The 24,230-nt window shown below is 43.3% G+C and carries 21 protein-coding genes; 8 read left to right on the top strand and 13 right to left on the bottom strand.

The window, feature by feature from the left end:
• Nucleotides 1–28 precede the first annotated feature (28 nt).
• Both NI466_RS03745 and NI466_RS03740 read left to right on the top strand, forming a co-directional pair.
• On the top strand, nucleotides 29–2,482 hold the full coding sequence (locus NI466_RS03745; protein WP_253172778.1) for an LPS-assembly protein LptD: 2,454 nt from the start codon (nucleotides 29–31) through the stop codon (nucleotides 2,480–2,482).
• Nucleotides 2,482–3,789: a peptidylprolyl isomerase gene (locus tag NI466_RS03740; protein WP_253172777.1), complete on the top strand. Its 1,308-nt coding sequence runs from the start codon at nucleotides 2,482–2,484 to the stop codon at nucleotides 3,787–3,789. The genes NI466_RS03745 and NI466_RS03740 overlap by 1 nt, the downstream gene beginning before the upstream one ends.
• Before the next feature lie 119 nt (nucleotides 3,790–3,908).
• Here the strand turns inward: NI466_RS03740 and hfq are convergent, their stop codons facing one another.
• The 4 genes from hfq to tsaE all read right to left on the bottom strand — a co-directional run bounded on the left by hfq (nucleotide 3,909) and on the right by tsaE (nucleotide 7,915).
• On the bottom strand, nucleotides 3,909–4,436 hold the full coding sequence (hfq, locus tag NI466_RS03735) for an RNA chaperone Hfq (protein WP_191112510.1): 528 nt from the start codon (nucleotides 4,434–4,436) through the stop codon (nucleotides 3,909–3,911).
• A gap of 91 nt (nucleotides 4,437–4,527) precedes the next feature.
• Nucleotides 4,528–5,472, bottom strand: coding sequence for a tRNA (adenosine(37)-N6)-dimethylallyltransferase MiaA (gene miaA / locus NI466_RS03730; protein WP_253172775.1), 945 nt, complete (start codon nucleotides 5,470–5,472; stop codon nucleotides 4,528–4,530).
• A 6-nt stretch (nucleotides 5,473–5,478) separates the two neighbouring features.
• On the bottom strand, nucleotides 5,479–7,446 hold the full coding sequence (mutL, locus tag NI466_RS03725; RefSeq protein ID WP_253172774.1) for a DNA mismatch repair endonuclease MutL: 1,968 nt from the start codon (nucleotides 7,444–7,446) through the stop codon (nucleotides 5,479–5,481).
• Nucleotides 7,436–7,915 carry a tRNA (adenosine(37)-N6)-threonylcarbamoyltransferase complex ATPase subunit type 1 TsaE gene (gene tsaE / locus NI466_RS03720; RefSeq protein WP_005097351.1) on the bottom strand — a complete coding sequence of 160 codons (480 nt, stop codon included), beginning with the start codon at nucleotides 7,913–7,915 and terminating at the stop codon, nucleotides 7,436–7,438. The genes mutL and tsaE overlap by 11 nt, the downstream gene beginning before the upstream one ends.
• A gap of 126 nt (nucleotides 7,916–8,041) precedes the next feature.
• Between tsaE and NI466_RS03715 the strand changes: the two genes are divergently transcribed.
• From NI466_RS03715 to NI466_RS03705, 3 genes are all read left to right on the top strand, one after another.
• On the top strand, nucleotides 8,042–8,950 hold the full coding sequence (locus NI466_RS03715; protein ID WP_253172772.1) for a pseudouridine synthase: 909 nt from the start codon (nucleotides 8,042–8,044) through the stop codon (nucleotides 8,948–8,950).
• A gap of 114 nt (nucleotides 8,951–9,064) precedes the next feature.
• Nucleotides 9,065–9,412 carry a type II toxin-antitoxin system RelB/DinJ family antitoxin gene (locus tag NI466_RS03710; protein ID WP_004278906.1) on the top strand — a complete coding sequence of 116 codons (348 nt, stop codon included), beginning with the start codon at nucleotides 9,065–9,067 and terminating at the stop codon, nucleotides 9,410–9,412.
• Nucleotides 9,413–9,509: 97 nt separating this feature from the next.
• Nucleotides 9,510–9,953, top strand: a complete 444-nt coding sequence (locus NI466_RS03705) for a GNAT family N-acetyltransferase (protein ID WP_138742518.1) — start codon at nucleotides 9,510–9,512, stop codon at nucleotides 9,951–9,953.
• 43 nt (nucleotides 9,954–9,996) lie between these two features.
• Here NI466_RS03705 and NI466_RS03700 read toward each other — a convergent pair whose 3' ends face one another.
• Nucleotides 9,997–10,704, bottom strand: a complete 708-nt coding sequence (locus NI466_RS03700) for a pseudouridine synthase (RefSeq protein ID WP_138742517.1) — start codon at nucleotides 10,702–10,704, stop codon at nucleotides 9,997–9,999.
• A gap of 140 nt (nucleotides 10,705–10,844) precedes the next feature.
• Here NI466_RS03700 and NI466_RS03695 point away from each other — a divergent pair, with 140 nt between their 5' ends.
• The gene (locus NI466_RS03695) at nucleotides 10,845–11,297 is read left to right on the top strand and encodes a DUF441 domain-containing protein (RefSeq protein ID WP_114542515.1); all 453 of its coding nucleotides are present in this window, start codon (nucleotides 10,845–10,847) and stop codon (nucleotides 11,295–11,297) included.
• Nucleotides 11,298–11,555: 258 nt separating this feature from the next.
• On the opposite strand, the gene NI466_RS03690 is transcribed toward NI466_RS03695, so the two are convergent.
• The 6 genes from NI466_RS03690 to hrpA all read right to left on the bottom strand — a co-directional run bounded on the left by NI466_RS03690 (nucleotide 11,556) and on the right by hrpA (nucleotide 21,779).
• Nucleotides 11,556–11,882, bottom strand: coding sequence for a gamma-glutamylcyclotransferase family protein (locus tag NI466_RS03690; protein ID WP_071851983.1), 327 nt, complete (start codon nucleotides 11,880–11,882; stop codon nucleotides 11,556–11,558).
• A gap of 30 nt (nucleotides 11,883–11,912) precedes the next feature.
• Complete coding sequence (locus NI466_RS03685; RefSeq protein WP_004278911.1) at nucleotides 11,913–13,628, bottom strand: AAA family ATPase; 1,716 nt, start codon at nucleotides 13,626–13,628, stop codon at nucleotides 11,913–11,915.
• A 90-nt stretch (nucleotides 13,629–13,718) separates the two neighbouring features.
• Nucleotides 13,719–15,725, bottom strand: coding sequence for a hypothetical protein (locus tag NI466_RS03680; protein WP_253172770.1), 2,007 nt, complete (start codon nucleotides 15,723–15,725; stop codon nucleotides 13,719–13,721).
• A 196-nt stretch (nucleotides 15,726–15,921) separates the two neighbouring features.
• On the bottom strand, nucleotides 15,922–16,674 hold the full coding sequence (locus NI466_RS03675) for a 1-acyl-sn-glycerol-3-phosphate acyltransferase (protein ID WP_253172768.1): 753 nt from the start codon (nucleotides 16,672–16,674) through the stop codon (nucleotides 15,922–15,924).
• Nucleotides 16,675–16,700: 26 nt separating this feature from the next.
• Entirely contained in the window at nucleotides 16,701–17,810 is a 1,110-nt protein-coding gene (locus NI466_RS03670; protein WP_004278914.1) for a beta-ketoacyl-ACP synthase III, read from the bottom strand.
• A 30-nt stretch (nucleotides 17,811–17,840) separates the two neighbouring features.
• Nucleotides 17,841–21,779, bottom strand: a complete 3,939-nt coding sequence (gene hrpA / locus NI466_RS03665; protein ID WP_253172767.1) for an ATP-dependent RNA helicase HrpA — start codon at nucleotides 21,777–21,779, stop codon at nucleotides 17,841–17,843.
• Between the two features lie 489 nt (nucleotides 21,780–22,268).
• Between hrpA and ahpC the strand changes: the two genes are divergently transcribed.
• Both ahpC and NI466_RS03655 read left to right on the top strand, forming a co-directional pair.
• Nucleotides 22,269–22,832, top strand: coding sequence for an alkyl hydroperoxide reductase subunit C (ahpC, locus tag NI466_RS03660; RefSeq protein WP_004278916.1), 564 nt, complete (start codon nucleotides 22,269–22,271; stop codon nucleotides 22,830–22,832).
• 290 nt (nucleotides 22,833–23,122) lie between these two features.
• Nucleotides 23,123–23,329: a KTSC domain-containing protein gene (locus NI466_RS03655; protein ID WP_004278917.1), complete on the top strand. Its 207-nt coding sequence runs from the start codon at nucleotides 23,123–23,125 to the stop codon at nucleotides 23,327–23,329.
• A gap of 11 nt (nucleotides 23,330–23,340) precedes the next feature.
• On the opposite strand, the gene NI466_RS03650 is transcribed toward NI466_RS03655, so the two are convergent.
• Entirely contained in the window at nucleotides 23,341–23,931 is a 591-nt protein-coding gene (locus NI466_RS03650) for an O-methyltransferase (RefSeq protein ID WP_195725842.1), read from the bottom strand.
• A 24-nt stretch (nucleotides 23,932–23,955) separates the two neighbouring features.
• Nucleotides 23,956–24,174 (bottom strand): DUF1653 domain-containing protein, encoded by a 219-nt coding sequence (locus NI466_RS03645; protein WP_034436473.1) that lies wholly within the window; start codon nucleotides 24,172–24,174, stop codon nucleotides 23,956–23,958.
• Between the last annotated feature and the right edge of the window lie 56 nt (nucleotides 24,175–24,230).

Raw genomic sequence — 24,230 nt, 5'->3', positions numbered from 1 at the left:
ATAAAAGCATGATTGGTTAATGAGACAAATGAAGCATCACTTTAAAATAAATCCTCTAGCGACTGCGATCTTAACCCTTTTATGTGGCAGCTCAGCCTCCGGCTATGCTGCATCAAATGTCTCGTCCGATGTAAATGCAGAACAACTCAAACAGCGCATAAATGAGACCTATCCAGGTGAAGCATTCTTTTCACAATACTATGTCGACAAATCCTCAGCTGAAGCACAGCAGCGGCAGGAAAAATATTTAAGTTCGGCTTATTGTGAAGGCACCTGGGTGACCCCGATTGCCCCAGATGCAGCAACCGTTGCGCCAGATCAGGCTACATCCACCATTACTGCAGATTATGGACACTACAATCCAGCAGGTGACTCTTATTTAGAAGGCAATGTCATCATTGACCAGCAAGGTCGCCAGATTCGTGCTGAACGCGTAACGATCGATCAAACCCAGACCTATGCCAAAGCAGAAGGTCGGGTACAGCTTGCTCAGGGTGGCCTGCTCTCACAAAGTGATGATATTAATTATAATTTAAAGACCCAAGAAGGCGACCTAAATAACAGCTTCTATATTGCCGAGCAGCAACATGCGCATGGTCGGGCAGAAAAGATCGCCAGAACTTCGACCGAGACGGTAGAACTGGAAAATGCGACCTATACCACCTGTCCACCTGAGCAAAAACCAACCTGGAAAATTCAGGCAGAAAAGATCAAGCTGAACCAGGAAACCGGACGTGGTGAAACCCGGAATACAAAACTTTATGTTAAAGATGTTCCAGTCTTGGCAGTTCCCTATTTCAACTTCCCGATTGATGACCGCCGCACTACCGGTATTCTGACGCCGACATTTGGCTTTACCAATGATGGTGGTCTGGAACTGGGTGTTCCGGTTTACCTGAATTTAGCACCACAATATGATGCGACAATTACGCCGCGTTATATTGGCGATCGTGGTGTAATGCTGGATGGCGAGTTCCGTTATCTGACTGAGAATTATGGTGAAGGCCGTATTTGGGGAGGTTATTTACCTTCCGATGAAAGCTATAGCGACGAAGACCGTAAAAGCCTGCATTTCTTACATAACTGGCAGATCAATAATCAGCTTTCCACCAACCTTGAATATAACTACGCTTCAGACAAAGATTACTTTGCCGATCTGGATAACAACCCGAACTCTAAAACTGACCTGAACTTACGCCGTGCCTGGGAAGTCAATTACAAAAATGGTATTCCTGGCTTAAAGGCACAATTCAAAGTCGAAGACTTCCAAACCCTAGATCCAACTGTACTGGATGAAGACCGCCCTTATGCACGTTTGCCGCAGCTTTTAGTCAATTACAAAACTGGCAATCCATTGGGATTACAGCTTGAGTTTAATAACGATACGGCTTATTTCCAGAAAGACCTGCGAAATTTCGCTGATACTGATCCAACGGGTGAGAAGGTATATCAGCCAAGTGGTACACGGATCTATAACGACTTTTCCGTGCGTTATAATCATTTTACCCCGTGGTCATTCTTCATACCTCAGGCAACTGTACGTAACATCAATACTTTCTATGATGAAAAAACCCAAAGCCGTAGCGCGTCTAGTGAAAATAATTCAATTGTGGTACCACAATTCACGCTGGACACCGGTTTAATTTTCGAAAAAGAAGGTACGTATTTACAGACCTTAACGCCTCGTTTGTTCTATGCGTATTCACCATATGAAAACCAGCAGAATCAACCAAATTTTGATTCAGTCGTTGCTTCGATTAATTATGATCAACTCTTCAGTGCGCGTCGCTTTTATGGTAATGACCGCCTGGAAGACAATAACTTTGCCTCTTTAGGTCTGAGCTATAGCCTATTTAATGAAGAAGGTCTGGAGCGCCTGCGTGCCAGCATTGGACAGAGCTTTTTCTTTGAAGATCGCCGTGTAACGTTGGAAAATGATGCAGATGAATTCGACCGTGAAAGTCATACTGGCCCTGTAATTCAACTGACCAGCCAGCTGTCAAATAATGTTCACGTTAATCTGAACTCAAGCTGGATGTCGAATGGATCGAATGCCCAACGAGATTTGCAGGTTTATTATACCGGTGAGCAAGGCAATCTTTATAACCTAGGCTATTTCTATCGCAAAGATATTCCGAACCGTCAAAAGAGCTATGATCATGTGGTGGGTTCATTTATCCAGCCGATTGCCAACAACTGGCGTCTGGTTGGACATGCCCAGTTTGACCTCGACAATAGTGTCGCACGGGAATATTTACTTGGCGTGAACTATGAGTCATGCTGTTGGGGAGTTTCTGTTTACGGTCGCTCATATTACAATGACTTAGACGACGTTAATGATTCAAGCGTCAAAGCCAAACGCGCTATTATGGCCGAAGTCAGCCTGAAAGGCTTAGGTGGGTTAAGCAGCAAACTCACCTCATTACTAGAAAATCGTATTCTAGGTTTTAACAATATCAATCAAACTTGGACAGAACGTTAATGAAGACAAAACAGTTAAAACAAATTTTTAAAGCAACCGCACTTGCGCTATGCCTTTCTTCAGCGATGACGACTTTTGCTGTTGCCCAACCTAAAGATGAAGTTGTAGCTGTAGTCGACAATAGTATCATTCTACGTAGTGACCTGGCTCAAGGTGTAGCCGAAATCTCACATCAGCTGCAAAAACAGAAAAAGGCAGTTCCATTACAACAATATCTTGAGCAACAAGCTTTAGAGCAACTGATTATTCGTCAGGCACAGCTTGAACAAGTTAAACGTTATAATATTCGTCCAGATGAAAAAGCTTTAAATGAAGCCGTCCTGAAAGTTGCCCGTGATTCTGGTTCACCGAGTCTGGAAGCATTCCAGCAGAAACTGGATGCCATGGCGCCCAATACCTATGCTTCTTTACGTAACCGTATCGCTGAAGATTTAGCACTGAATCGTTTACGTCAACAAATCGTGACTTCACGTATTCAAATTACAGATCAAGATGTTAAAAACTTCCTAAATACCCCGCAAGGTCAAGCTTTGCTTGGCAGTCAGGTCCATGTACTGCATTTACGGATAAGCGGTGAAAATGCTGAACAAATTGCAACAAAGGTAAAGCAAGAATTAAATAGCAGCAATGACATTCAGGCGATCAGCAAAAAGTACAGCACTGGCGGCGTTAAAGTCGAAGCTGCTGATATGGGTGTGAGAAACCTGTCAGAAATTCCAGCAGAACTGGCTGCACGCGTGACCACCCTGCAACCAGGTCAAACTTCTGAACTGATTCCTGTCGCTGATGGTGTACATGTTCTGAAGCTCTTGGAACGTAAAGGTGGCGAACAGAAAGCCCTTGTTCCTCAATATTTAACACGACACATTCTGATTCAACCGTCTGAAGTGGTCAGTCCTGAAAATGCCAAACAAATGATTGATAGTCTGTATAACCGCCTCAAACAAGGTGAAGATTTTACTGTTTTAGCTTCAACGTTCTCCAATGATACTGGCTCGGCTCGTGATGGCGGAAGTCTTGGCTGGGTTAGCCCAGGGGTAATGGTACCTGAATTTGAACAGCAGATGAAAAGCACCCCAGTAGGTCAGTTCAGTAAACCATTTCAATCCCAGTTTGGCTGGCATATTCTGCAAGTGAGTGAAACACGCCAACAAGATATGACACAGGAATATCAGGAACGTATGGCTCGCCAATTGCTTGGTGAACGTCAATTTGATGCCGAATTAGATAGCTGGTTACGTGAAACGCGCAATAATGCTTATGTAGAAATCAAAGATCCTCAACTGGATCCTAAACGTAACCGTTAAGCCTTACCATAATCCTAAAAAGCCAACGACATCTCGTTGGCTTTTTATTTAAAAAACTTAAAACGTACAGATATAAAAAAACCTCTCATATAGAGAGGTTTTTTAATTTTCAAACTCGATTAACGATTGTTTTCATCGTCTGAAGAGTCTTCAAATTTAGTGTCGTTGTCAAAACCAGTGCCTTGACCACCAAAGCCAGCACCTTGACCACCGAAGCCACCTTGACCACCGAAGCCGGCACCTTGACCACCAAAGCCGCCTTGACCACCAAAGCCACCGCCTTGACCGCCGAAGCCACCTTGACCACCGAAGCCGCTGCCTTGACCGCCAAAACCACCTTGACCACCGAAGCCGCCAGCACCTTGACCGCCACCAAAGCCACCTGCAGCACCTTGACCACCGAAGCCCGCACCTTGTGGACCAGCAGGCGCGCCAGCAGGACGTGGATTACGTGCAGGTACTACAGTTGAAATTGCATGCTTATAAACCATTTGGCTTACTGTATTTTTTAATAAAACCACGTATTGGTCAAAAGATTCGATATGACCTTGTAATTTAATACCGTTTACCAGGAAGATAGATACTGGGATACGTTCCTTACGGAGAGAATTCAAGAATGGATCTTGTAAAGTTTGACCTTTAGACATGTTATAACTCCAAAAAAATTAAAAATCAGCGCAAAAACTATCTCTATTTTTCAATTAAAAATTATAAAAAAGATAGTCCCTAAATTTTGCTTTATCCGTGACAGTTTCGCAAGTCTTCTTGAGCCTGCTGTAGCGTAAAATATGTTGTAAATTTATGCTTTTCTTGCAAAGACCTTAACCACGTATATTGACGTTTTGCAAGTTGTCGTGTCGCAAATAAAGCTTTATCCTCCATTTCCCGTTGCTTTTCCTTGGTTTTATCAGCATTTTTTAAGAATTCCATAGCCTGACGATAACCCACTGAACGCATGGAAGGTAAATTTTCATTAAAATCGTATTTTTCAATTAAATTCACAACTTCATTTAAAAAACCGCTTTTCCACATAATTTCCAGACGTTGTTCAATACGCCCATGTAATTCTAACCGATCTGGCATCAGTGCATAATTATGGAAACTGTAACGATATGGTAAGTTTTTAGGTTGTTCTGCCTGTAGTTTTGTAATCGGCTCACCAGTCAATTTAAAAACTTCCAAGGCTCGAATAATGCGCTGCTTGTCGCTAACCTTGAATTTTTTACCGGCAATCGGATCGACTGCACATAATTCTGCATAAACCGCTTCCCAGCCCTCCTGCTCACCCTTGGCTTCAATCTCTGCCCGGATAGCATAGTCTGCACTTGGTAGGTTATCTGACAAACCTTCAAGCAAGGCCTTAAAATACAGCATGGTTCCGCCAACCAGAATCGGGGTTTTACCACGCACATGAATATCATCAATCAGGCGGCAAGCATCTTCGACAAAGTTGGCTGCAGAATACACTTCAAGTGGACTAATAATATCAATCAGATGATGCGGATAGCGCGCCAGTTCCTCTTTAGAAGGTTTGGCTGTACCAATGTCCATTTCCCGATAAACCAGTGCAGAATCGACCGAAATCAGCTCAAATCCCCCTTGCTCATACAGTTCACATGCCAAAGCGGTTTTACCACTTGCAGTTGGCCCCATTAAATTGATGACCGGCAATTGATTGGACATGTAAAACTACTCTCCTCGAGCAAAAAGTTTATCTAGTTGAGCCAATGGAAAGGCGCGCCAAGTCGGACGACCATGATTACATTGACTGGCAAATTCGGTTTGTTCCATCTGCCGTAATAAAGCATTCATTTCAGACAAACTTAGGATACGATGCGCTCGCACTGCACCATGACAGGCCATTCCCGCCAAAATTTGGTCACGCTTCTGCAATAGGCTTTGTGCTTGATCCCCCGGATCTAAATCATTCAATAATTCAGGAATCAGGGCATCGAAATCGGCCTTGTGTAGAATAGCCGGTACACCACGTACGATAACTTGCTCATCACCATACTGATCGATTTCCAGCCCCAAACGTGCCAACTGCTCTTTCAGCTCTTCGACACGCATGGCCTGCATCCGGCTAATATTCACGACTTTTGGAATGAGCAATTGCTGTGATGTCCAGAATTCAGGTTTATCCCAAGCCGATTTCATTTGCTGCAAGACAATACGCTCATGCGCCGCATGCATATCCACAATAATCAGACCTTCGGTATTTTGCGCCAGAATATAAATGCCATGTAACTGGGCAATAGCAATGCCCAATGGATGCTCATCCACTTTAGTGTTTACATGTGTCTGAAAAGACTGCTCAGGGCTGAATATTTCGGTTTCCGAACTTTCTCTCAACGGAGCCAGATAACTTTTCAATGCATTATTCAGCTGCTGTGAACCTGCAGAGGATGCATCGTAATCTCGGGGATAATTCACAACTTGCGGACGTGAAGATTCGAAATCGGTCAGTACATCCAAAGCTTCGTGAGCACTTGTAATAGATGTGGGTCTAGCCATCTGCTGTTGCGAATACACATTCTGATGCAGGCTAAACTGCTCCTGATAACGTGGTTGCGGGGCCGTCAAGCCAGGCTGCTCATCCTGTTTCATCGCCTCGGCCAGATCCGCAGTCGCAGTCTGGAATTGTGCCAGCGTTTCCTTGGTATAATGCCGCACAAACTCATGTACTTCACGTTGATTCAAGAAGCGAATTTCATGCTTGGTCGGATGGACGTTCACATCAACATTTTCCGGATCAACTTCTAAAAACAGTAAATAAGCCGCATGCTGATGCCCATGCAGGATGCCGTCATAGGCCATCCGTAAGGCATGGGAAATGGTTTTGTCTTTGACAATCCGGCCATTTACATAGACATACTGCAAATCAGCCTGTGCACGTGCATCTGAAGGATGGCCAAGCCAGCCAGACAAACGCATGTTGATACTGTCTGCATCCATCCAGTAGGCATTTTCAGTAAACTGGCGGCCAAGCAATTGCTGTACCCGCTGAAAACGCAAAGCGCCGCTATCCGCCACGGGTAAATTCAGTTTGATGCTTTCATTATGTTCTAGCACAAAACGGATATCAAAATGCGTCAGTGCCATACGGCGCACAATTTCTTCGATATGACCCAATTCAGTGCCCGGTTTTTTCAGGAATTTACGCCGTGCAGGCACATTAAAAAACAAATCCTGAACCCGGATATGCGTCCCTTTTGAGGCCGCAACAGCCTGAATTTCCTGATGATCAAAAGCCGTGCCATTGACTTCGACCTGATAACCGATGCCCTCGTCACTTTGACTGCTGATCATGGTCAGGCGTGAAACTGCTGCTATCGACGCCAGTGCTTCGCCACGAAAGCCCAGACTGCTAATCGCATACAGCTCATCAGCACTCTGGATTTTGCTGGTGGCATGACGCATCACGGCCAGCGGTAAATCCTCATGATGAATTCCGCGTCCATTGTCGATGATTTCAATTAAAGTACTGCCGCCCTGTTCGACCCGAATGATCAGCTCTGTCGCCCCCGCATCAATCGAGTTTTCCAGTAACTCCTTGACCACAGAAGCCGGACGTTCAATCACCTCACCTGCGGCAATCTGGTTGGCAAGTGCAGGATCAAGGGCACGAATACGGCGCAGACTTAAATCATTCGACATGTGAAAATTGACGCTCCAGAGCCTCTCGTAAAGCAAGATTCGATGAAATCAGGCTTGCAGTACGGGTAAGTTCATCTTCAGATTTTAAAATTTCAATAATCAGGTCAGCTTGCGGAATTTCATCACCACCTTTGGACGGCCATTCAAATAAAAATAGCGCATTCGGTGTTTCCAGATAATCCCGGATGCCCATCAGTTCCAGTTCATACGGATCATTCAGACGATACAAGTCAAAATGAAAAATATCCTGACCATTAATTTGATAGGGTTCGACCAGTGTATAAGTTGGACTTTTCACTGAACCTTGATGACCCAGCTGTTGCAAATAATAACGCGTTAACGTCGTTTTTCCTGCCCCCAGGTCACCAATCAGATACACGACTCCCGCAGGGAAATTTTCCGCCAGAACTTTGGCCAGTTTTTGGGTATCGTCTTCATGATTTAAAGTGACATTAAATGAATAAGGCATATTACTCACGACATGATGCAAAAGAATAAATATGATAGCATCGCCACGCTTTAAAAGCCTATTCACCCGTGTGAGAAACTGTATTTTTTCACAGCATCTGTTCCTTAAGAGGTTAATCTGCCTGCCATGCAACCAACTGTTGAATTTAACCCGCCCATGCTCAATGGGGTCAGTGCCAGTAAAGTATTTTTGCCAGCCAGTCCGGATGCGTCCCTGACAGTTTTTGCTTATTTATGCACACAATTCGCGCATATCACAGCAGATGAATGGCAATCTCGTTTCGCCGAGGGTTTAGTCTATGATGCCCAAGGCAACAGATTAAGCACAGAAAGTCCATTTCAGGCCAATAGCCATTGTTTCTATTATCGCTTTTTGGCACATGAAGTGCATGTGCCTTTTCAACATCAGATTTTATTTGAAAATGAGTATTTCATGGTGGTCGATAAACCGCATTTTTTGACCATGAGCCCGACCGGACAATATGTGCAGGAAACGCTATTGGTTCGTCTTAAAAAGCAAACCGGCAATGAGCATTTAACGCCTATTCACCGGCTGGATCGTGAAACGGCAGGTGTGGTCCTGATTTCCAAATGTGTGGAATCACGTGGCCTGTATCAACAATTATTTGCTACACGGCAGGTGCAAAAAACCTATCATGCGATTGCGGCCTATCAACCTGATTTAAAATTTCCATTGATCACGCGATTAAGAATGGAAAAGGGACAGCCCTTTTATACCATGCACGTGCTAGACGGAACGCCGAATAGCGAGACGGCGATCGACCTGCTGGAACATAATACAGAATGGGCCAAATATGAGCTAAAACCACATACTGGCAAGCAGCATCAATTACGGGTGCACTTGAATCATCTGGGTATTCCGATTCAGCACGATCCCTTTTACCCCCAAGTAGTGCACAAGGCGGAAGATGATTTTTCTGCACCTTTAAGTTTATTGGCCAAACATATTCAATTTGTTGATCCGATCACGCAGAAAAGCATGAATTTCAGCTCGCAACTTGAATTGACACTGTAAATCACTTGTCATTACAGATTATTTTCTAAAATCGGTTGCTTTAAGATTGAATTTCAAACGTAATTGATTAGAATAAAGGCGAAAAGTTAAGTAATTTAAAGCTTTAAAAATATTATGAGAAAAACTGAAGTTTATCAAATTCGCTTGGACTCGCAAGAGAAGAAACAAGCCTTTGCAGTATTTAAGCAATTGGGGATTACGCCAGCTCAGGCAGTGCGTCTTTTTTTCAAGCAAGTGGTGATTACCAAATCGATCCCCTTCTCGATTGAAAACCAGAATATCAATCTGGAACAACTGATCCGGCTGCGCAAGCTAAAACAAAATGAAGCTAAAACCGAGCAAAATGCGCTTTCCAGTTCTGCCCTGAATCTACTCGATGATCAGGAGATTGCATTGGATGATGATCATCTTGATTTATTTGAAGAACTGAATGCCATTTTGGGTGAAAGCGACAAAATTTAACATTGTTGCATTTCCGAACAATTTCTAAAACCTGCCACTCCCAAACTTCGCTATGCTTGATGCTGATAATCAATAAAAAATTAGCATGGAGTATGCAATGCTCGTACGACGCGCCCAGTCAGCAGACCTGAATCAGCTGGCGATATTATTTGATGAATATCGACAGTTTTATGGTACGTCTTCCAATCCTGAACTCTCTTACCAATTTTTAAAACAGCGTTTTGAAGATGGGCAGACTGTTATTTTTATCAATACCAAAAATGATACCTTTGCCGGCTTTATTATCCTGTATCTGGGTTTTTCTTCGGTAGCCTGCTCGACCTATTATATTCTGGATGATGTCTATATCACCCCGGTTTTTCGGCGTCAGGGCGCAGCCAAACAACTGATTGATACCGCAATTTTATTTGCCAAACATGAACAGGCCTTAAGAATTACCCTGGAAACCCAAAAAAATAATTATCAATCGCATAAATTGTATGAATCTATGGGATTTATCAAGGATGATGAATTTCAGACCTATCACTGTTTCCTGAAATAAGTCCTGAACTTTTTAATCACATTTCAAGCGAATAAAAAATTTATTATTCCGAGCGGAATTTGGCCTGCGCTACCTGTTCCACATTTAAATACAGCCACTCTCCTTCAGCCAATTCAGGCAAGGCCAAAGCACCTATTTTTGCACGGTGCAACTGTTCAACTTTATTGCCTACGGCAGCCAGCATGCGCTTTACCTGATGATAGACCCCTTGATGGATAGTCATTTGCAGACGGTTCTCAGCCAAACGAATTACTTCAGTAGCTGCAAAAATGCCTTTTTCATTTCTTAATTCAACACCTTGTTCTAGTTGCTGAATCTGTTCATCCGTGACTGGATCTGCAGTTTGCATCTGATAAACTTTGGCGACATGCTTTTTCGGATGGGTTAGCGCTTGCAGGAACTGTCCATCATCGGTCAGCAATAACAGTCCGGTGGTATCCTGATCCAGACGCCCCACACACTGAATCCCCCGATTCAACAGAATGTCATCAAACAGGTCAAACACACTAAAATGATGCGTCGCCTGATGCGAACACTCATAGCCTTGTGGCTTGTTTAAGGCGATATAGACTTTTTCCCGATAGGTATGACTTTTCCCATACACCTCGAAATTTAAGTTATTCAAATCCAGTTTATGTTTGGGATTATCAATCACTTCATCTTGAATTGAAACAGCACCATTTTTAATCAGTTGCTGACAATGCTTGCGGGAGCCGAAACCTTGTGACTGCAACATTTTTTCCAATAGCATCTGTTTATACCTGTATCGAGTGAAGACCTGTGCATTCTATCCTGAATCAGTCATGAATTTGGTTTCTTCCGCTGTTTTCTAGGTATCATGCGTTGAAAAGCTCTACAATAGCTTTATTTTTCACTCTATCTCTCCCACTTATGTCGCAACTTGATCTGAATCTGATTGTTCTTTTGGTTTTACTGGCTTGCGGTATTTTCAGTCACAATAGTGCCGTCACCATTGCTGCAGCGGTGTTAATTGTTTTAAAAATCACGCCACTCAACAGTTTATTGCCTTATGTACAGGCGCACGGTTTAAATATCGGCATTATTATTCTGACCATTGGTGTTCTGACACCGATTGCCAGTGGCAAAATTTCAGGGGAAAGTATTCTCAAATCTTTCCTGAGCTGGAAGTCTTTGCTGGCAATCGCGATTGGGGTCTTTGTCGCTTGGCTGGGAGGACGTGGAGTGAAGCTGATGTCCAATCAGCCAGATGTAGTGGCCGGACTGTTATTAGGCACAGTAGCAGGTGTAGCAGTATTACGCGGTGTTCCAGTCGGTCCTTTAATTGCGGCTGGGATTTTATCCTTATTGATTAGTACACAATAATGTTCAAATCATCAGCGCCCTTCACCAGTATGCAAAGATTTCTCAAAAATAATCATATAACGGGAAATATGCAGATCGCCCGATGATTATCTTGCGCTAATCTCTAACGCAGTACGTCAGGCTTGCTCAGAAGATACTATCAAATCAACGGAATATTTATTAATTCGATCTTTCAAAATTCAAGCAAAGGAAAGTGAATGATTTTTAAAAGCGGTGACCTGATAAAAATCAGAAATTCAATAAATGACACCTACCAGTCTAATCTTTCAAAGCATAGACCAAACTTTCTACCATCTGACCATTTTCCAAATATACTTTAACCGGAATACGTTGATATTCATCGCCTTCAAATACATCCAGCTCATTCCAATATTTAGGGAGATTCTCGGATATGAATACATAACCGGTAACAGTCTCTCCCGAATCACTGAGCTGAATACCCGGACTGCCCAGCTCAGCACCCCAACCGCGCTGCTGCAAATGCCCACGAATATAACCGGCTTTCCAGCTTCCCCCAATCCGTTCCATCACATGGGCATTGGGTTGCTGCGGACGAAGCGTGCCGTATACGAATAAACTGTGCATCTTAAGAACTCTTAAACATCATTTTGATGATTACTCTACAAATAGTAGTGCTAGACGCACCTGGTCATAAGCCATTTTAGGCGTAGTCAATTCCACAATCGGACGCAGCTTAATAGAACCGTCATCATTAAAATGTTCCGAATTTTGACGCTTGGTCAAGCGTTTATAAATCTTGCGCACCTGCTCCACGACCTCTTCACCCGGATGGGCAACTGAAATATCCAGTCCCTGCTCTTTATGCAAACGTCCCAAATGATTGATGATGGTTGCCGGAGTCAAACCACGTTCAGTCGCGATATCGGCAATTTCATAGCCTTCTTCAAACAGTTCACGCGTTTCATCTAACGTTGCAGTGGCATAGCTTTGTTTTCCAGCATTCTTGGCAATTTTCTTCTCATTGCGCTGGATTTCAACTTCATTCAAAGTCCCGCCACAATGTCGGATAAAGGCTTTGTGCTGCGCAGTCAAATCGACATTTTCGAAATTCGCTTCGGCTTCATCAGAAAGTTCCTGAAAACGGCGATCGGCTTTAATCGCCAGACTATCGAGCTCCAAAGCCTGTTCATTAAAGCCTTTTAAACGTAAGCCATTTAAGCTTTTTAAACGGGACAAGGCGACATAGCCCTGGCCTTTTTCAAAGGTATGACTCAGATCAATTTCAGCGGCTTCCAAAGTCATGCCTTGTGATTTATGAATGGTAATCGCCCAAGCCAGACGCAATGGAATCTGCTGGAAACTGGCAATGGTTTTACCGGCCTCATTGTCTACCGACCAGGTTTCAGGCTCAACCACCAATGTAGTACCATCGGTCAATTTGACTTTAGGCAGCACACCATATTCATCATCCTCTTCAAAACTGATGACTTCGCCCAGACTGCCATTGATATAACCCATATCAAAGTTGTTTTTTACAAACATGACTTTGGCATGTTTTTTCAAGGTTAAGGCTTCAGGCGCTCGCACTGACGATTTTAAAGTCTCGATCAGCTTTTCATTGCCATCGCACTGCGCATCAAACTGGCGTGGATCATTGTCAATTTCATTCAGATGTTTAAAGTTAATACTGTCCACATCCATATTATGCGTATACAGGCGCGTATAGGTATCGCCGATTTCTTGATGTCGGGTTGCCTGTAAAGCCGTACGATGTTCATGGCTAATCGCCTGTGCACGAATCGCGTTCAGGATGTCATTCAGATAATCATTGCCCTGACGATGCTGCTCGGTCAGGTAACAGACGCGAAACTTGGCTTCAACCCACGCATCTGACATAAAGCAGAATTTGTCCCGGTTGCGCTCATCATTTTTACCAACTGGTGGCAACTGGAAAAAGTCCCCTGCCACAATCACCTGAATACCACCGAAAGCTTCATCACTTTCCTTGAAATATTTCAATACCTGATTGACCAGATTCAGCTGCTTGGCATGCAGCATGGAAATTTCATCAATAATCAGGACTTGCGCATTTTCCAGATGTTCTTTTAAGTATTTGCGCTCTTTCATCCGCTTTAAGTCTTCTTCAGACAAAAAGTCTTTAATGCCAATGCCTGCCCAGGTATGAATGGTCATGCCATTCATATGTGTAGCTGCAATACCAGTAGATGCAGTTATGGCAACGGCGACCTTACGCGCCTTTAAATAATTAATATATTGATTCAGCGTATAGGTTTTTCCCGCACCGGCAGAACCGGTTAAAAAGACATTTTCTCCTGCTTTGAGTAACTTAAGGGCAGTTTCCTGTTTCATAAGAGCAATACCGTAAAAGAACGGCTATAGCCTAACGATTTTTAGCGGAAAAGTTAAGCGTCATAGCGGAAAACAAGCTGTATTGAACTGTCAGGCCTGCAAGTTGAGCCAGTTAATAAAATGCATGGCGATATTGCTGTATTCAGCTTCTGCTTTGTGGTTATTCGGATATTCCAGCTGATCAAAAATCACCTGTCCATTCACCAATTGACACCCCAAGATCAAGGGTAGACGCACAGCCGGATGAGACATACGAAAGGCCACATACTGCCCTTCCACAATTTGCTGAGCATAGCTTGCCGCCAGACAGTTCCTGAAAATTTTAGATTCCTCTAAAATCCGCTCCAAAGTTTTAAGCTCTTCAAAACGCCAGTTGAAATACAGTAAAAATGAAACCTGAGTGATTGGTGTCCAGTTCACCAGTGCAAACTGTTTTTTCAGCTTGGCGATCATTTCCTGCTTTTGAATCTGATCATGCCAGATCACCGCCTGATGAAACAAACTGGTCCAGCTCAGATTTTTCGGTATTTCTGTATGGCTGGAAAAATACTCCACCAGATAGTCACGCACATAACTGTCAAATAGCGACTCACGTACATGCCCGCTTTGCAAATAAAACAGCTGCCTGAACTCAGTAAAAGGAATGCGATAGCGGTGCAGAACATTATAGAAATCACGGTTTTGCTGGCTTTGAGGCTGAATATATACCAGAACATCATCTGATAAATGCGCCGTAATTTTATATAAATGCTGCATATAAGCCTGCATCATCCGGCTCAAGTTCAAATAAACCTTTTTAGTCAGTTGATCATCCATTTTGACCACATTGCGCAGCAGCTCCATCCATTCGTCCAGATACAGAATTGAAGGGCTAATCGCAATCCGTTGATCTTCAATTGATTGGCGTGTGCCTTTTAATACCACCGCCTGATTATGCTGATGCTGAAACCAGTCGTGCTGGATCGCATATTCATGCATGCTATGAATAAACAGTCGCGCCGAGACATATTGAAAATATTGCAAAGTCGCCAGAATAATCTGCGGATGAATATGATGGCTGTCTACAAAACTTAAGGCCGTTACTGCGACCCGCACACTGCTATGCTGGATATTATTACTGATCCAGTCTAATACCTCGGCCGGTTGCTTGAAGATCCAGTTTACTGCACGATGACAGTCAAACAGTGGCAATCGGGCCACCTTTTTCTGCCATAAATACGGATAATTTTCCAGGAAATTCCGTTTGGATAATAAATCATCCCGATGCCACACGTCCCGGTTCATCAAACGGACAAAACCGAGTAAGTTGCTCTGCTCCTCAGCATGCCGATATAGCAAACAGATATCATCAGTATGATCATTCAGTTCATGCAGATTAAAGCGCTCTTCAAAAGATAGCGACATAATCCGGAACATCGCCGGAGGCAAAAACTGTGCGGCGCTAAAACAGAACTCATCCAGACTGTCCATCAATGACTGGATCGACAGGAATTCATCCTGCTGCAGGCACTCCAAAGAAAAAGCCTGTTGCAAGCGTTCAAGAATCTGCTGCGGAATCTCTTGTTCATCCTGAACAAAGTTTTGCATGACGGGTGTTATATACAACCCGGCCTTGATCAGCTGCTGGTCGACAATCTCAGCTTGAACAATCGACATTTTCTGCAGAAATTCGAACACCCGTTCCGGGCCATTAACCCACGCATAAACCTGAGCCAGAATAAGTTGACGTAACTGTTTGGCTTTGTCGCGTAAATACAGCGAATGCTGTGGTTTTAAATCCCCGGTCAGGAAATAGATATCCTGTAAAAAGAATTCCTCCAGGGCTTCTGCCTTGAGTTGCTGAAAATAAAAATGACTGTCTAGCAAAGCAGACGTAGTTCCAAAGTCTAATGCACGTGGAGCATGAAACTGGATATGAAACAGGCCATCCACCAATTCAATCCGGTGTTGATCCTGCTGAATTTTTATTAAATTTTGTGCATTCAGATGACCAATCATCGCCATCTGGTCAAGATAAAGCTGGTTCAGCTCTGGAGAAATCCTTAAACATTGTTGTGCCAATAACCTTAAAGATGCTACCAAGCTTTCCTGTTCCATACGTACACCTCGGTCATCTTAGAATCATCTTATTTTTATATTGGATCATGCTGAGTCCTTGATCGCCAATCAGTGAACACTTAAAAATACATTATGGCATCACTTGCACTATAAAACCGTCCATGCATCCTCATTGCTAAAAATAGAACATTTCAATAGATCATAGCCTAGATTTTACAGGAAGAATTTTTCTTTTTTAGTCTTGCTGACGTAGCGCCTTAAGCTCGGCCAAGCCGGTATAAATATGTTGCTGCAAGCTGTGTCGAAATGCAATCAGCTCTTCCTGAGTCTGAACCTGAGCAATCGATTGTCGCGGCATAAACTGAAAATAAAATGGCAGGCGTTTTGGGAATAATCGTTTAGGCAAAGATGGAATCACATCGCCCTGACGTAATAATTTATTGAGTTGTGGTACTTTGAGGAGTTTTTGAAAATATTTATGCTGGATGATCTTATTGGCATCAAAGCCAATCTCATAGACTTCATCCCCACCAAGCGCGGCAAAAGGGACAATATCATAGTTAAATTCCTGAGCCAGCTTTAAAAACCCGTAGCGTTGTTTCCAGATCAGTTGATACTGTTCACCCTGACGTTTGAGTACTTCGCGCCCACCTCCCGGAAACACCAGAATGGAATAGCCCTGCTGCATCACAACACGTACATAATGCTGGATGCCATCGACTGCCCCAAACTTTTTCACGGCTTCACGCCACAAGGGCACATAAAAATGGCTATGATCCGCAATACTGACCACAGCCACTTTATGTTCGTTATAGAGGTAATCAATCAGCATCGGCGAATCAAAGATGCCGTACATGGAATGATTACCGACATACATTGCAGGCCGACTGGCATCAATATATTCAGCCCCTAAAAAGGTAGGGGTAAAATATAATTTGGATAAGGCACTTAAGCGTCTAATCCATTGCCCATCATGTTTGACCTGCAAGCTGTCTGCTCCCTATCTACTCCGGATTATGCCACGCGCTTTTGGACCAGAATCGAACCTACCGAATAACCCGCACCAAATGAACACAACACGCCGTACTCACCATCTTCAACTTCATGTGCAGTACGGTGTAAGGCGATGATCACCCCAGCAGAAGAAGTGTTGGCAAACTCATTCAGAATGATCGGTACCAGACCAGGTTTGGCATTTTCTTTACCAACGACCAGTTTCAGGATCAGTTCATTCATGCTGGCATTGGCCTGGTGTAACCAGAAGCGTTTAACACCTGTCGGCTCAATCTGATTCTTTTCCAGTTGCGCAGTAATCATTTTCGCAACCAGTGGACAGACTTCTTTAAATACCTTACGACCATCCTGACGGAAACGTTTGTCATCAATGTCAGCATTTTCAGAAGTATTCAGGAAACCAAAGTTATTGCGGATGTTATTCGAGAACTGGGTAAACAACTCAGAATCCAGAATTTCAAAACCGGTTTTGCTGTCAGTATTTTCAATAATTGAAGCGGTTGCCACATCACCAAAAATAAAGTGACAGTCACGTGAACGGAAATCGGTATGTGCAGAGGTAATTTCTACATTCACCAATAACACACGGCGCGCGCCTGCTTTGATCGCATCATAAGCCTGTTTCAGACCAAATGTTGCTGCAGAACACGCCACGTTCATGTCATAGGCATAGCCTTTGATACCTAGAGCGGTTTGAATCTCGATGGCTACGGCAGGATAAGCACGTTGCAAATTCGAACATGACAAGATCACGATATCAATGTCTTCGGCAGTCACACCGGCATTTTCCATCGCCTGCTTGGCTGCGATTACGCCCCATTCTGCTTGCAGTGAAATTTCATCATCTGCACGTTCACGTAAATTAGGACGTAAGCGTTTTGGATCAAGAATGCCTGATTTTTCTACGACATAACGGCGTTGTACGCCAGATGCTTTTTCAATAAAGTCTGCACTAGAACCACGACGTGCTTCAACTTCGCCTGCAGCGATTTTGTCAGCATTTTCGTGATTAAACAGTTCCACATAAGCATTTAAACTTTCAACTAATTCTTCATTGGTGATGACATGTTCCGGATGGAATAAGCCCGTACCCGTAATGCGGATGCCCATGTAAAATTCCTTATCTGAATTACCTATATCTTAACTGATTCCAAGACGATCCCATACTTTTTGCAAGCGAGTTGGAGACACGGGTGCTTTTGTTTTCATCGGTTGTGAAAACAATGAGATTCTTAACTCCTCGACCATGAAATACAATTCTTTCAGGCGAGGGTCATCTTTAAACTTGAATAATTTTTCCATCCATTGATCAATTTGGTCAATGGCGGAATTGTCCCTTTGTAGATTATTGGGCAAGCGCTCTAAACGCAAGATCAAGGCTTTCAAATAACGTGGAAATTCGATCCATACATCGGAAGGTTTACGATACACAAAGTCAGAAAGGCTCATTAAATCAAGTTGATCTTCAATATCATTGATATTTTTTTCAAACACAGAATGATCTAAAACCAATAATTTCCGGCGGATTTCCTGCCACTGGATATAAATATCCGTGATCTCTTTCAGGGCAACTTGGCCATAAGTCAAGAAAGATTTTTTTACATCTTCAACCAGTTTTTGGAACTCTTGCGCATTGACAGGTAATTCATTAATAGACATGTGCAGTGTGGCATAAACTAACATTTGTTCCAGTTGTGCCTTATCACCGAGTGGTGAATAAGCCAGCGCCAGAGGTTTGGAAATCTGTTTTTTCAACTGGCGGGTCAAGTCTCCGAGTTGCATATGCACCAGTCGGATCACTCCTTCACGATGTTTTTTGATCGCTTCAGCCTGATCATTAAAAGTCTGAATCACCACACCCGATTCATCTTTCTGCTCCAGGGCAGAAAAAGCTTTAGTCGGAACCAGCGCCTGGTACTGCTTGACCACGACACCGGTGACTTTTTGTGAGGCTTCAAATACAAAGCTTTCCGGGAAGGTTTTAAATTCACCTTTAAGCTGTTTGACCGGACTATGCGTTTCAGTCCGACAGCGCGCTTTCAGCTCGGCAAGATCACGCCCCTGCTCAATGACACGACCTTTTTCATCAGTCACTTTAATAAAAGGCAACAGATATTGATCTACCCGGTCAAAGCTGAAATCTTTCTCCGTGATTTGTTCTCCTCGCAGCTGGAATGCCAAGAAACTAAAAATATGTTTCTGTAAATCCTGCGCATCTACTTTTGCCATGAGTTTTCGTGCAGTATCCGGAATTGGCACCAGATTACGGCGCTTGTCTTTTGGCAAAGACTTTAGTAATGCTTCAATCAGCTCCAGACGCCAGCCGGGAATTCCCCATGACCAGATCCCTTCATCGACCTGTGCCAAAGCTTGCAGTGGAATTTTAACCGTCGCACCATCTTCATCATGACTCGGGTCAAAGCGATAAGTCGCCGCCAGACGCAGACTACCATTCTGCAAATAGTCCGGGAATTGCTGTGTTGTCGGACGGTCATTCAGCCACAGCGCATCATCATCGACAAATAAATAACGCGGATTCTGGGGCTCTACTGTGGCACGCCAGTCTTCAAAACTACGCCGGCTGGCCACTTCAGGCGGCACTTTCGAGGCATAAAATTGGTAAATGGTTTCTTCATCAACAACCAGATCACGACGGCGCAGCTTGTCTTCTACTCGCTCGACTTCTTCCAGTTTAAGCAAGTTATGCTTTAAAAATGGTGGAGTAATCCCTAGATGACCGGTAGTTAAAGCATCCCGCAAGAAAATTTCATGCGCGGCTGCCTGATCTACTTTTTCATAATTGATTGGGCGTTTCGGCTCAATAATCAGACCAAATAATGAAATTTGATCATAGGCATTCACTACACCAGCTTTTTTCGACCAGTGCGGTTCAAAATAATGATGCTTGAGCAGGTCACGCGCGGCCAGCAGAATCCATTCCGGCTCAATCTTGGCCAGGGTACGTAAATATACCTGAGAGGTTTCCACCATCTCAAAAGCCATCACCCACGGCGTATTGGTCTTGTGCAAGGTAGAAGCTGGGAAAATCCGTGCTTTTTGCTGACGCACCGCCATAAAAACATTACGCTCATCGGTCTTGTTGGCGATAAATGATAAGAGACCGGTCAACAAGGCACGGTGCAGATTCTCATAACTGGCTTTATTTTCATTAAATGACAGTTTTAAACCCTTAGCCAAATCCACCAGCTGCTCATGAGTTTTCTTCCATTCACGTAAACGCAGCCAGCTCAGGAAGTGATTACGCGCAAAAGTACGGCGCTTATTTTCACTCATGCTTTCGCGGTTATTGTGCAGCGTCTCCCAGAGCTTGATATAGAACAGGAAATCAGAATCAGCTTCACGGAATAGTGCATGTTTCTGATCTGCCTGCATCTGCTTGTCCGCAGGGCGTTCACGCGGATCCTGAACTGCAAGCGCTGCCACAATCACCAGAACTTCGTTCAGCACGCCAAAATGTGCACCACCAAGAATCATGCGGGCCAGACGTGGATCAATCGGCATTTTCGCCATTTGCTGACCGATCTTGGTTAAGCCACGGCTTTGAAGTCTCCCTTTCTCGAAGGGTGAGGCGTTATGCGACGCAAGAGAGGGATTTGCTTGATCATCTTCAGTTTTAGGAGAATTTTTCTCAGCCATTGCACCCAGTTCAATCAGGAGCTTACGTCCATCATTCACCAGACGGTGATCTGGTGGCTCAATGAAGTCGAAGTCTTCGAGTGAACCCAACCCCAGACTTTGCATTTGCAGAATTACCGATGCCAGGTTGGTTCGCTTGATTTCCGGTTCAGTAAACTCAGGACGGCTCAGGAAGTCTTCCTCAGAATACAAACGAATACAGACACCCGGTGCAATACGGCCACAGCGGCCTTTACGCTGATTAGCTGCTGCCTGAGAAACGGCTTCAATTGGTAAACGTTGCACCCGTGAACGATAGTTATAACGTGAAATACGGGCAAAACCGCTATCAATTACATAACGGATATTCGGAACGGTTAAAGCCGTTTCTGCCACGTTGGTGGCAATAATAATGCGTCGCCCACCACCAGAAGGATTAAAGATTTTCTGCTGTTCAGCCAGCGCCAGACGCGCATATAAAGTTAATACTTCCGTATGGCGTGGCCCATGTTTGATCAGGGTTTCCTGTAGCTCGCGAATTTCCTGTTCAGTACTGGCAAAAATAAGGATGTCGGCATGTTCAGGATGGCCTTTTTCCTGTGCATCCTGAAAGCATTCTTCGACTGCTTTGACCACAGCGCGAGGCAGATTTTCTTCAAAGTCATCAAACTCGTCATCATCACTACCGCCAATGCTCATTTCCGAGATCGGGCGATAACGTAGCTCGACTGGGAAACTGCGGCCTTCTACTTCAAAAATTGGTGCACCATTGAAGTAACTGCTAAAACGGTTTACATCCAGGGTTGCAGAAGTAATGATGACTTTCAGATCGGGACGACGCGGCAACAGTTGCTTCAGATAACCCATAATGAAGTCGATATTCAGTGAACGTTCATGCGCTTCATCAATAATAATCGTGTCATATTTGGTCAGGTAGCGGTCATGCGTCAGTTCGGCCAGTAAAATACCGTCAGTCATCAAACGCACAATTGAGTCTTGTGAACCCTGTTCCGTAAAACGTACTTTAAAGGAAATTGATTCACCGAGTTTTTCGCCAACTTCTTCGGCAATACGCTGTGATACGCTGCGGGCTGCCAGTCGACGCGGCTGGGTATGTCCGATCATTCCGGTCAGGCCACATCCAGCCAGCATAGCAATTTGCGGTAACTGGGTGGTTTTACCAGAACCGGTTTCGCCAGCCACAATAATCACCTGATGCTTTTGAATCGCGGCAATCAGCTTATCAGTGTACTGAGTAACCGGTAGATCCTGATTCAGCTTGATGTTCGGAAGACGTTCAAGCCGTTGCCGTACTTTCAGATTGGATTTTTCAAATAATTCCTGATACTGCTTGGCATCTGCGTCTTTTCCCTTTTTCAGTCGATTTAAACGGTGACGGTCACGCGCCATTATCCATTGATCTACATTTAAATGACTCTGCACAGAGAAAACACCCACATCAAAAAACAGGAAAGGTTTATTTTACTTGGTTCATTAGATTTCAGATAGTCGTAGTTCTGTTAAGTGCCGGACAAATTGGCTTTGGCTGCCTGATTTCCCTCAATTCAGCGCCATAAACCTATCTAAATTTCTACATGACCCGCATGAGTTCCCTTGATTAGGTTTAATCATCAGTTTAAGTTTCGAATTGATATTTAAATTATTTTGCGGAAATCATACTTTTTTCCAAATTGCCCCTTGAATTTTTTGGTTTCAACATCATGTTTGCTAGCATGAGGAAAAAGAGATAATTTTGTCATCAGGCCATCATCTTGATGCTGCTGAATGAACAAAGCGATTTTGCCGAAGTGGCGCATTTTTACTTAATTCGGTTTTTCCGATGTTTGTAATGTAAAAATACCATTTTAGCATCAACCAAAATTTCGATACTCTTATTCAAAATCAAAGACTACCTCAATCATGGAGACAATGATGAGCTTAATTAATACTGAAGTTAAACCATTTAAAGCAACTGCATTCCAAAACGGCAAATTCATTGAAGTTACTGAAGCTGACCTGAAAGGCAAATGGTCTGTTGTATTCTTCTACCCAGCTGACTTCACTTTCGTTTGCCCGACTGAACTTGGTGACCTTGCTGACAACTACGCTGAATTCCAAAAACTAGGCGTTGAAATCTACTCAGTTTCTACTGACACGCATTTCACTCACAAAGCTTGGCACGATTCTTCAGAAGAAATCAAAAAAATCCAGTATGTAATGGTTGGTGATGCAAACTGGACTCTTGCTAAAAACTTTGACGTATTAATCGAAGCTGACGGCCTTGCTGATCGTGGTACTTTCGTGATCGATCCAGAAGGTAAAATCCAAATCGTTGAAATCAACGCTGGTGGTATCGGCCGTGACGCTCAAGAACTTCTTCGTAAAGTTAAAGCAGCTCAGTACGTACATGCTCACCCAGGCGAAGTTTGCCCAGCTAAATGGAAAGAAGGCGATGCAACTCTTGCTCCTTCAATCGACCTAGTGGGTAAAATCTAATTTTAATTAGATTGAACTGATTCAAAAACCACGCTTTTTAGCGTGGTTTTTTATGGTTTGAACTTTTATGTCAGCACAATACTGGATTTTATTTTTTAAAATGATTTTGTTAGGACTTTAAATATTGCAGTCCTATTTTTTTCTTGATCCATCATATAAAAATTCAGGCATATCTTTTGCTTCGCTTTCTCATAATCCTTACCGATTCTTACAATTGAGCTATACATCTGCAGAGCCATATGGCATAAGTTCAAATGATAAGATAAGAAATATTCAGTGGAGGAACGCATATGCAAAAACTGCTTACCGTGATTTCTTGGAAATACAATCCCTCAAGCCGCCACCTGAAAATTGTATACAGTAATGGTCATACCGAGCTGTATCATCCCGTACCTGAATTTATTTATGACAACCTGCTAAGACGCCAAGACAAAGCCGCATTCGTGGAAAAGTATCTCGAATATAATTTACATTTTAATAAAATTTGCATGGATTAGAGCCAATCGAATTAACGCAATCCCACCATCAGCAAACCTGCGCCTATGAGTACAATACTCATGATAAAACGTGGGTCTTGCTGAATTAAGGCAATAAACTCTTCGACTTCTGCTGCATGTGAAATGACATTATCAACTACCAGTAACCCGCCCTTTGCTTTAAGTAATCGACTCAAATGTGGCCAGTAACTGACATAAGCATCTCGTTCAGCATCTAACAGGATAAAATCAAATAATTCCTGTTCTGCCTCCAGATAAACTTGTGCATCAATTACTTTAAAATTGATTAAATCTGCAAAATCTATTTCTGTCGCATATTGCTTTGCCTGAGTAACCCGTTCTGCATCAACTTCAAGTGTTGTAATCATGGCTTGAGTCTGCCGAGCCGCTTCTGCCAGCCATAAAGTGGAATAACCAGTAGAAGTCCCAATTTCCAGAATACTTTTCGATTGTTGCGTACGAATCAGCATAGATAAAAATCGACCGGATTCTGGTTCTATATTGCGATATCGGTGCCGGCGATCTGCCTGCTTAAGATCATGCCTATGAAACTTTTCATATAATTCCTGCATGAATCTTTCAAATTCATCTGAGTTTTGCATCACTCTTCCCTGAGTCTGTTTGGCTTAAAGTGCCTGAATCAATTTAAAACGCTCCACTTCACGATCATCGTTAGTGGTAATGGTTTCAGTGAACATCGTTAAAGGACGTACCCAAATTGAATAATCCCCATAAAGACATTGATAAACCACTAGCTTTTCTTCAGTTTCACTGTGCGTGGCGACATGAAACACCTGATAAAGCTGTCCCTTATAATGTTGATAAATACCGCGTTGTAATTCCATCATTCAATTCTCAAATATCTTGTTTTAATCTTAGCTGAAAATCCTTATTCTTGCTC

The organism is Acinetobacter lwoffii, assembly GCF_024129595.1.
In the GTDB taxonomy this organism is placed as follows: Bacteria; Pseudomonadota; Gammaproteobacteria; order Pseudomonadales; family Moraxellaceae; genus Acinetobacter; species Acinetobacter lwoffii_O.
This window is presented reverse-complemented; position numbering and strand designations above follow the sequence as displayed.

Bases quoted from the DNA above. Each gene is read 5' to 3' on its own strand.
- NI466_RS03745 (WP_253172778.1), top strand. From the start codon at position 29: ATGAAGCATCACTTTAAAATAAATCCTCTAGCGACTGCGATCTTAACC.
- NI466_RS03740 (WP_253172777.1), top strand. From the start codon at position 2,482: ATGAAGACAAAACAGTTAAAACAAATTTTTAAAGCAACCGCACTTGCG.
- hfq (WP_191112510.1), bottom strand. From the start codon at position 4,436: ATGTCTAAAGGTCAAACTTTACAAGATCCATTCTTGAATTCTCTCCGT.
- miaA (WP_253172775.1), bottom strand. From the start codon at position 5,472: ATGTCCAATCAATTGCCGGTCATCAATTTAATGGGGCCAACTGCAAGT.
- mutL (WP_253172774.1), bottom strand. From the start codon at position 7,446: ATGTCGAATGATTTAAGTCTGCGCCGTATTCGTGCCCTTGATCCTGCA.
- tsaE (WP_005097351.1), bottom strand. From the start codon at position 7,915: ATGCCTTATTCATTTAATGTCACTTTAAATCATGAAGACGATACCCAA.
- NI466_RS03715 (WP_253172772.1), top strand. From the start codon at position 8,042: ATGCAACCAACTGTTGAATTTAACCCGCCCATGCTCAATGGGGTCAGT.
- NI466_RS03710 (WP_004278906.1), top strand. From the start codon at position 9,065: ATGAGAAAAACTGAAGTTTATCAAATTCGCTTGGACTCGCAAGAGAAG.
- NI466_RS03705 (WP_138742518.1), top strand. From the start codon at position 9,510: ATGCTCGTACGACGCGCCCAGTCAGCAGACCTGAATCAGCTGGCGATA.
- NI466_RS03700 (WP_138742517.1), bottom strand. From the start codon at position 10,704: ATGCTATTGGAAAAAATGTTGCAGTCACAAGGTTTCGGCTCCCGCAAG.
- NI466_RS03695 (WP_114542515.1), top strand. From the start codon at position 10,845: ATGTCGCAACTTGATCTGAATCTGATTGTTCTTTTGGTTTTACTGGCT.
- NI466_RS03690 (WP_071851983.1), bottom strand. From the start codon at position 11,882: ATGCACAGTTTATTCGTATACGGCACGCTTCGTCCGCAGCAACCCAAT.
- NI466_RS03685 (WP_004278911.1), bottom strand. From the start codon at position 13,628: ATGAAACAGGAAACTGCCCTTAAGTTACTCAAAGCAGGAGAAAATGTC.
- NI466_RS03680 (WP_253172770.1), bottom strand. From the start codon at position 15,725: ATGGAACAGGAAAGCTTGGTAGCATCTTTAAGGTTATTGGCACAACAA.
- NI466_RS03670 (WP_004278914.1), bottom strand. From the start codon at position 17,810: ATGGGCATCCGCATTACGGGTACGGGCTTATTCCATCCGGAACATGTC.
- ahpC (WP_004278916.1), top strand. From the start codon at position 22,269: ATGAGCTTAATTAATACTGAAGTTAAACCATTTAAAGCAACTGCATTC.
- NI466_RS03655 (WP_004278917.1), top strand. From the start codon at position 23,123: ATGCAAAAACTGCTTACCGTGATTTCTTGGAAATACAATCCCTCAAGC.
- NI466_RS03650 (WP_195725842.1), bottom strand. From the start codon at position 23,931: ATGCAAAACTCAGATGAATTTGAAAGATTCATGCAGGAATTATATGAA.
- NI466_RS03645 (WP_034436473.1), bottom strand. From the start codon at position 24,174: ATGGAATTACAACGCGGTATTTATCAACATTATAAGGGACAGCTTTAT.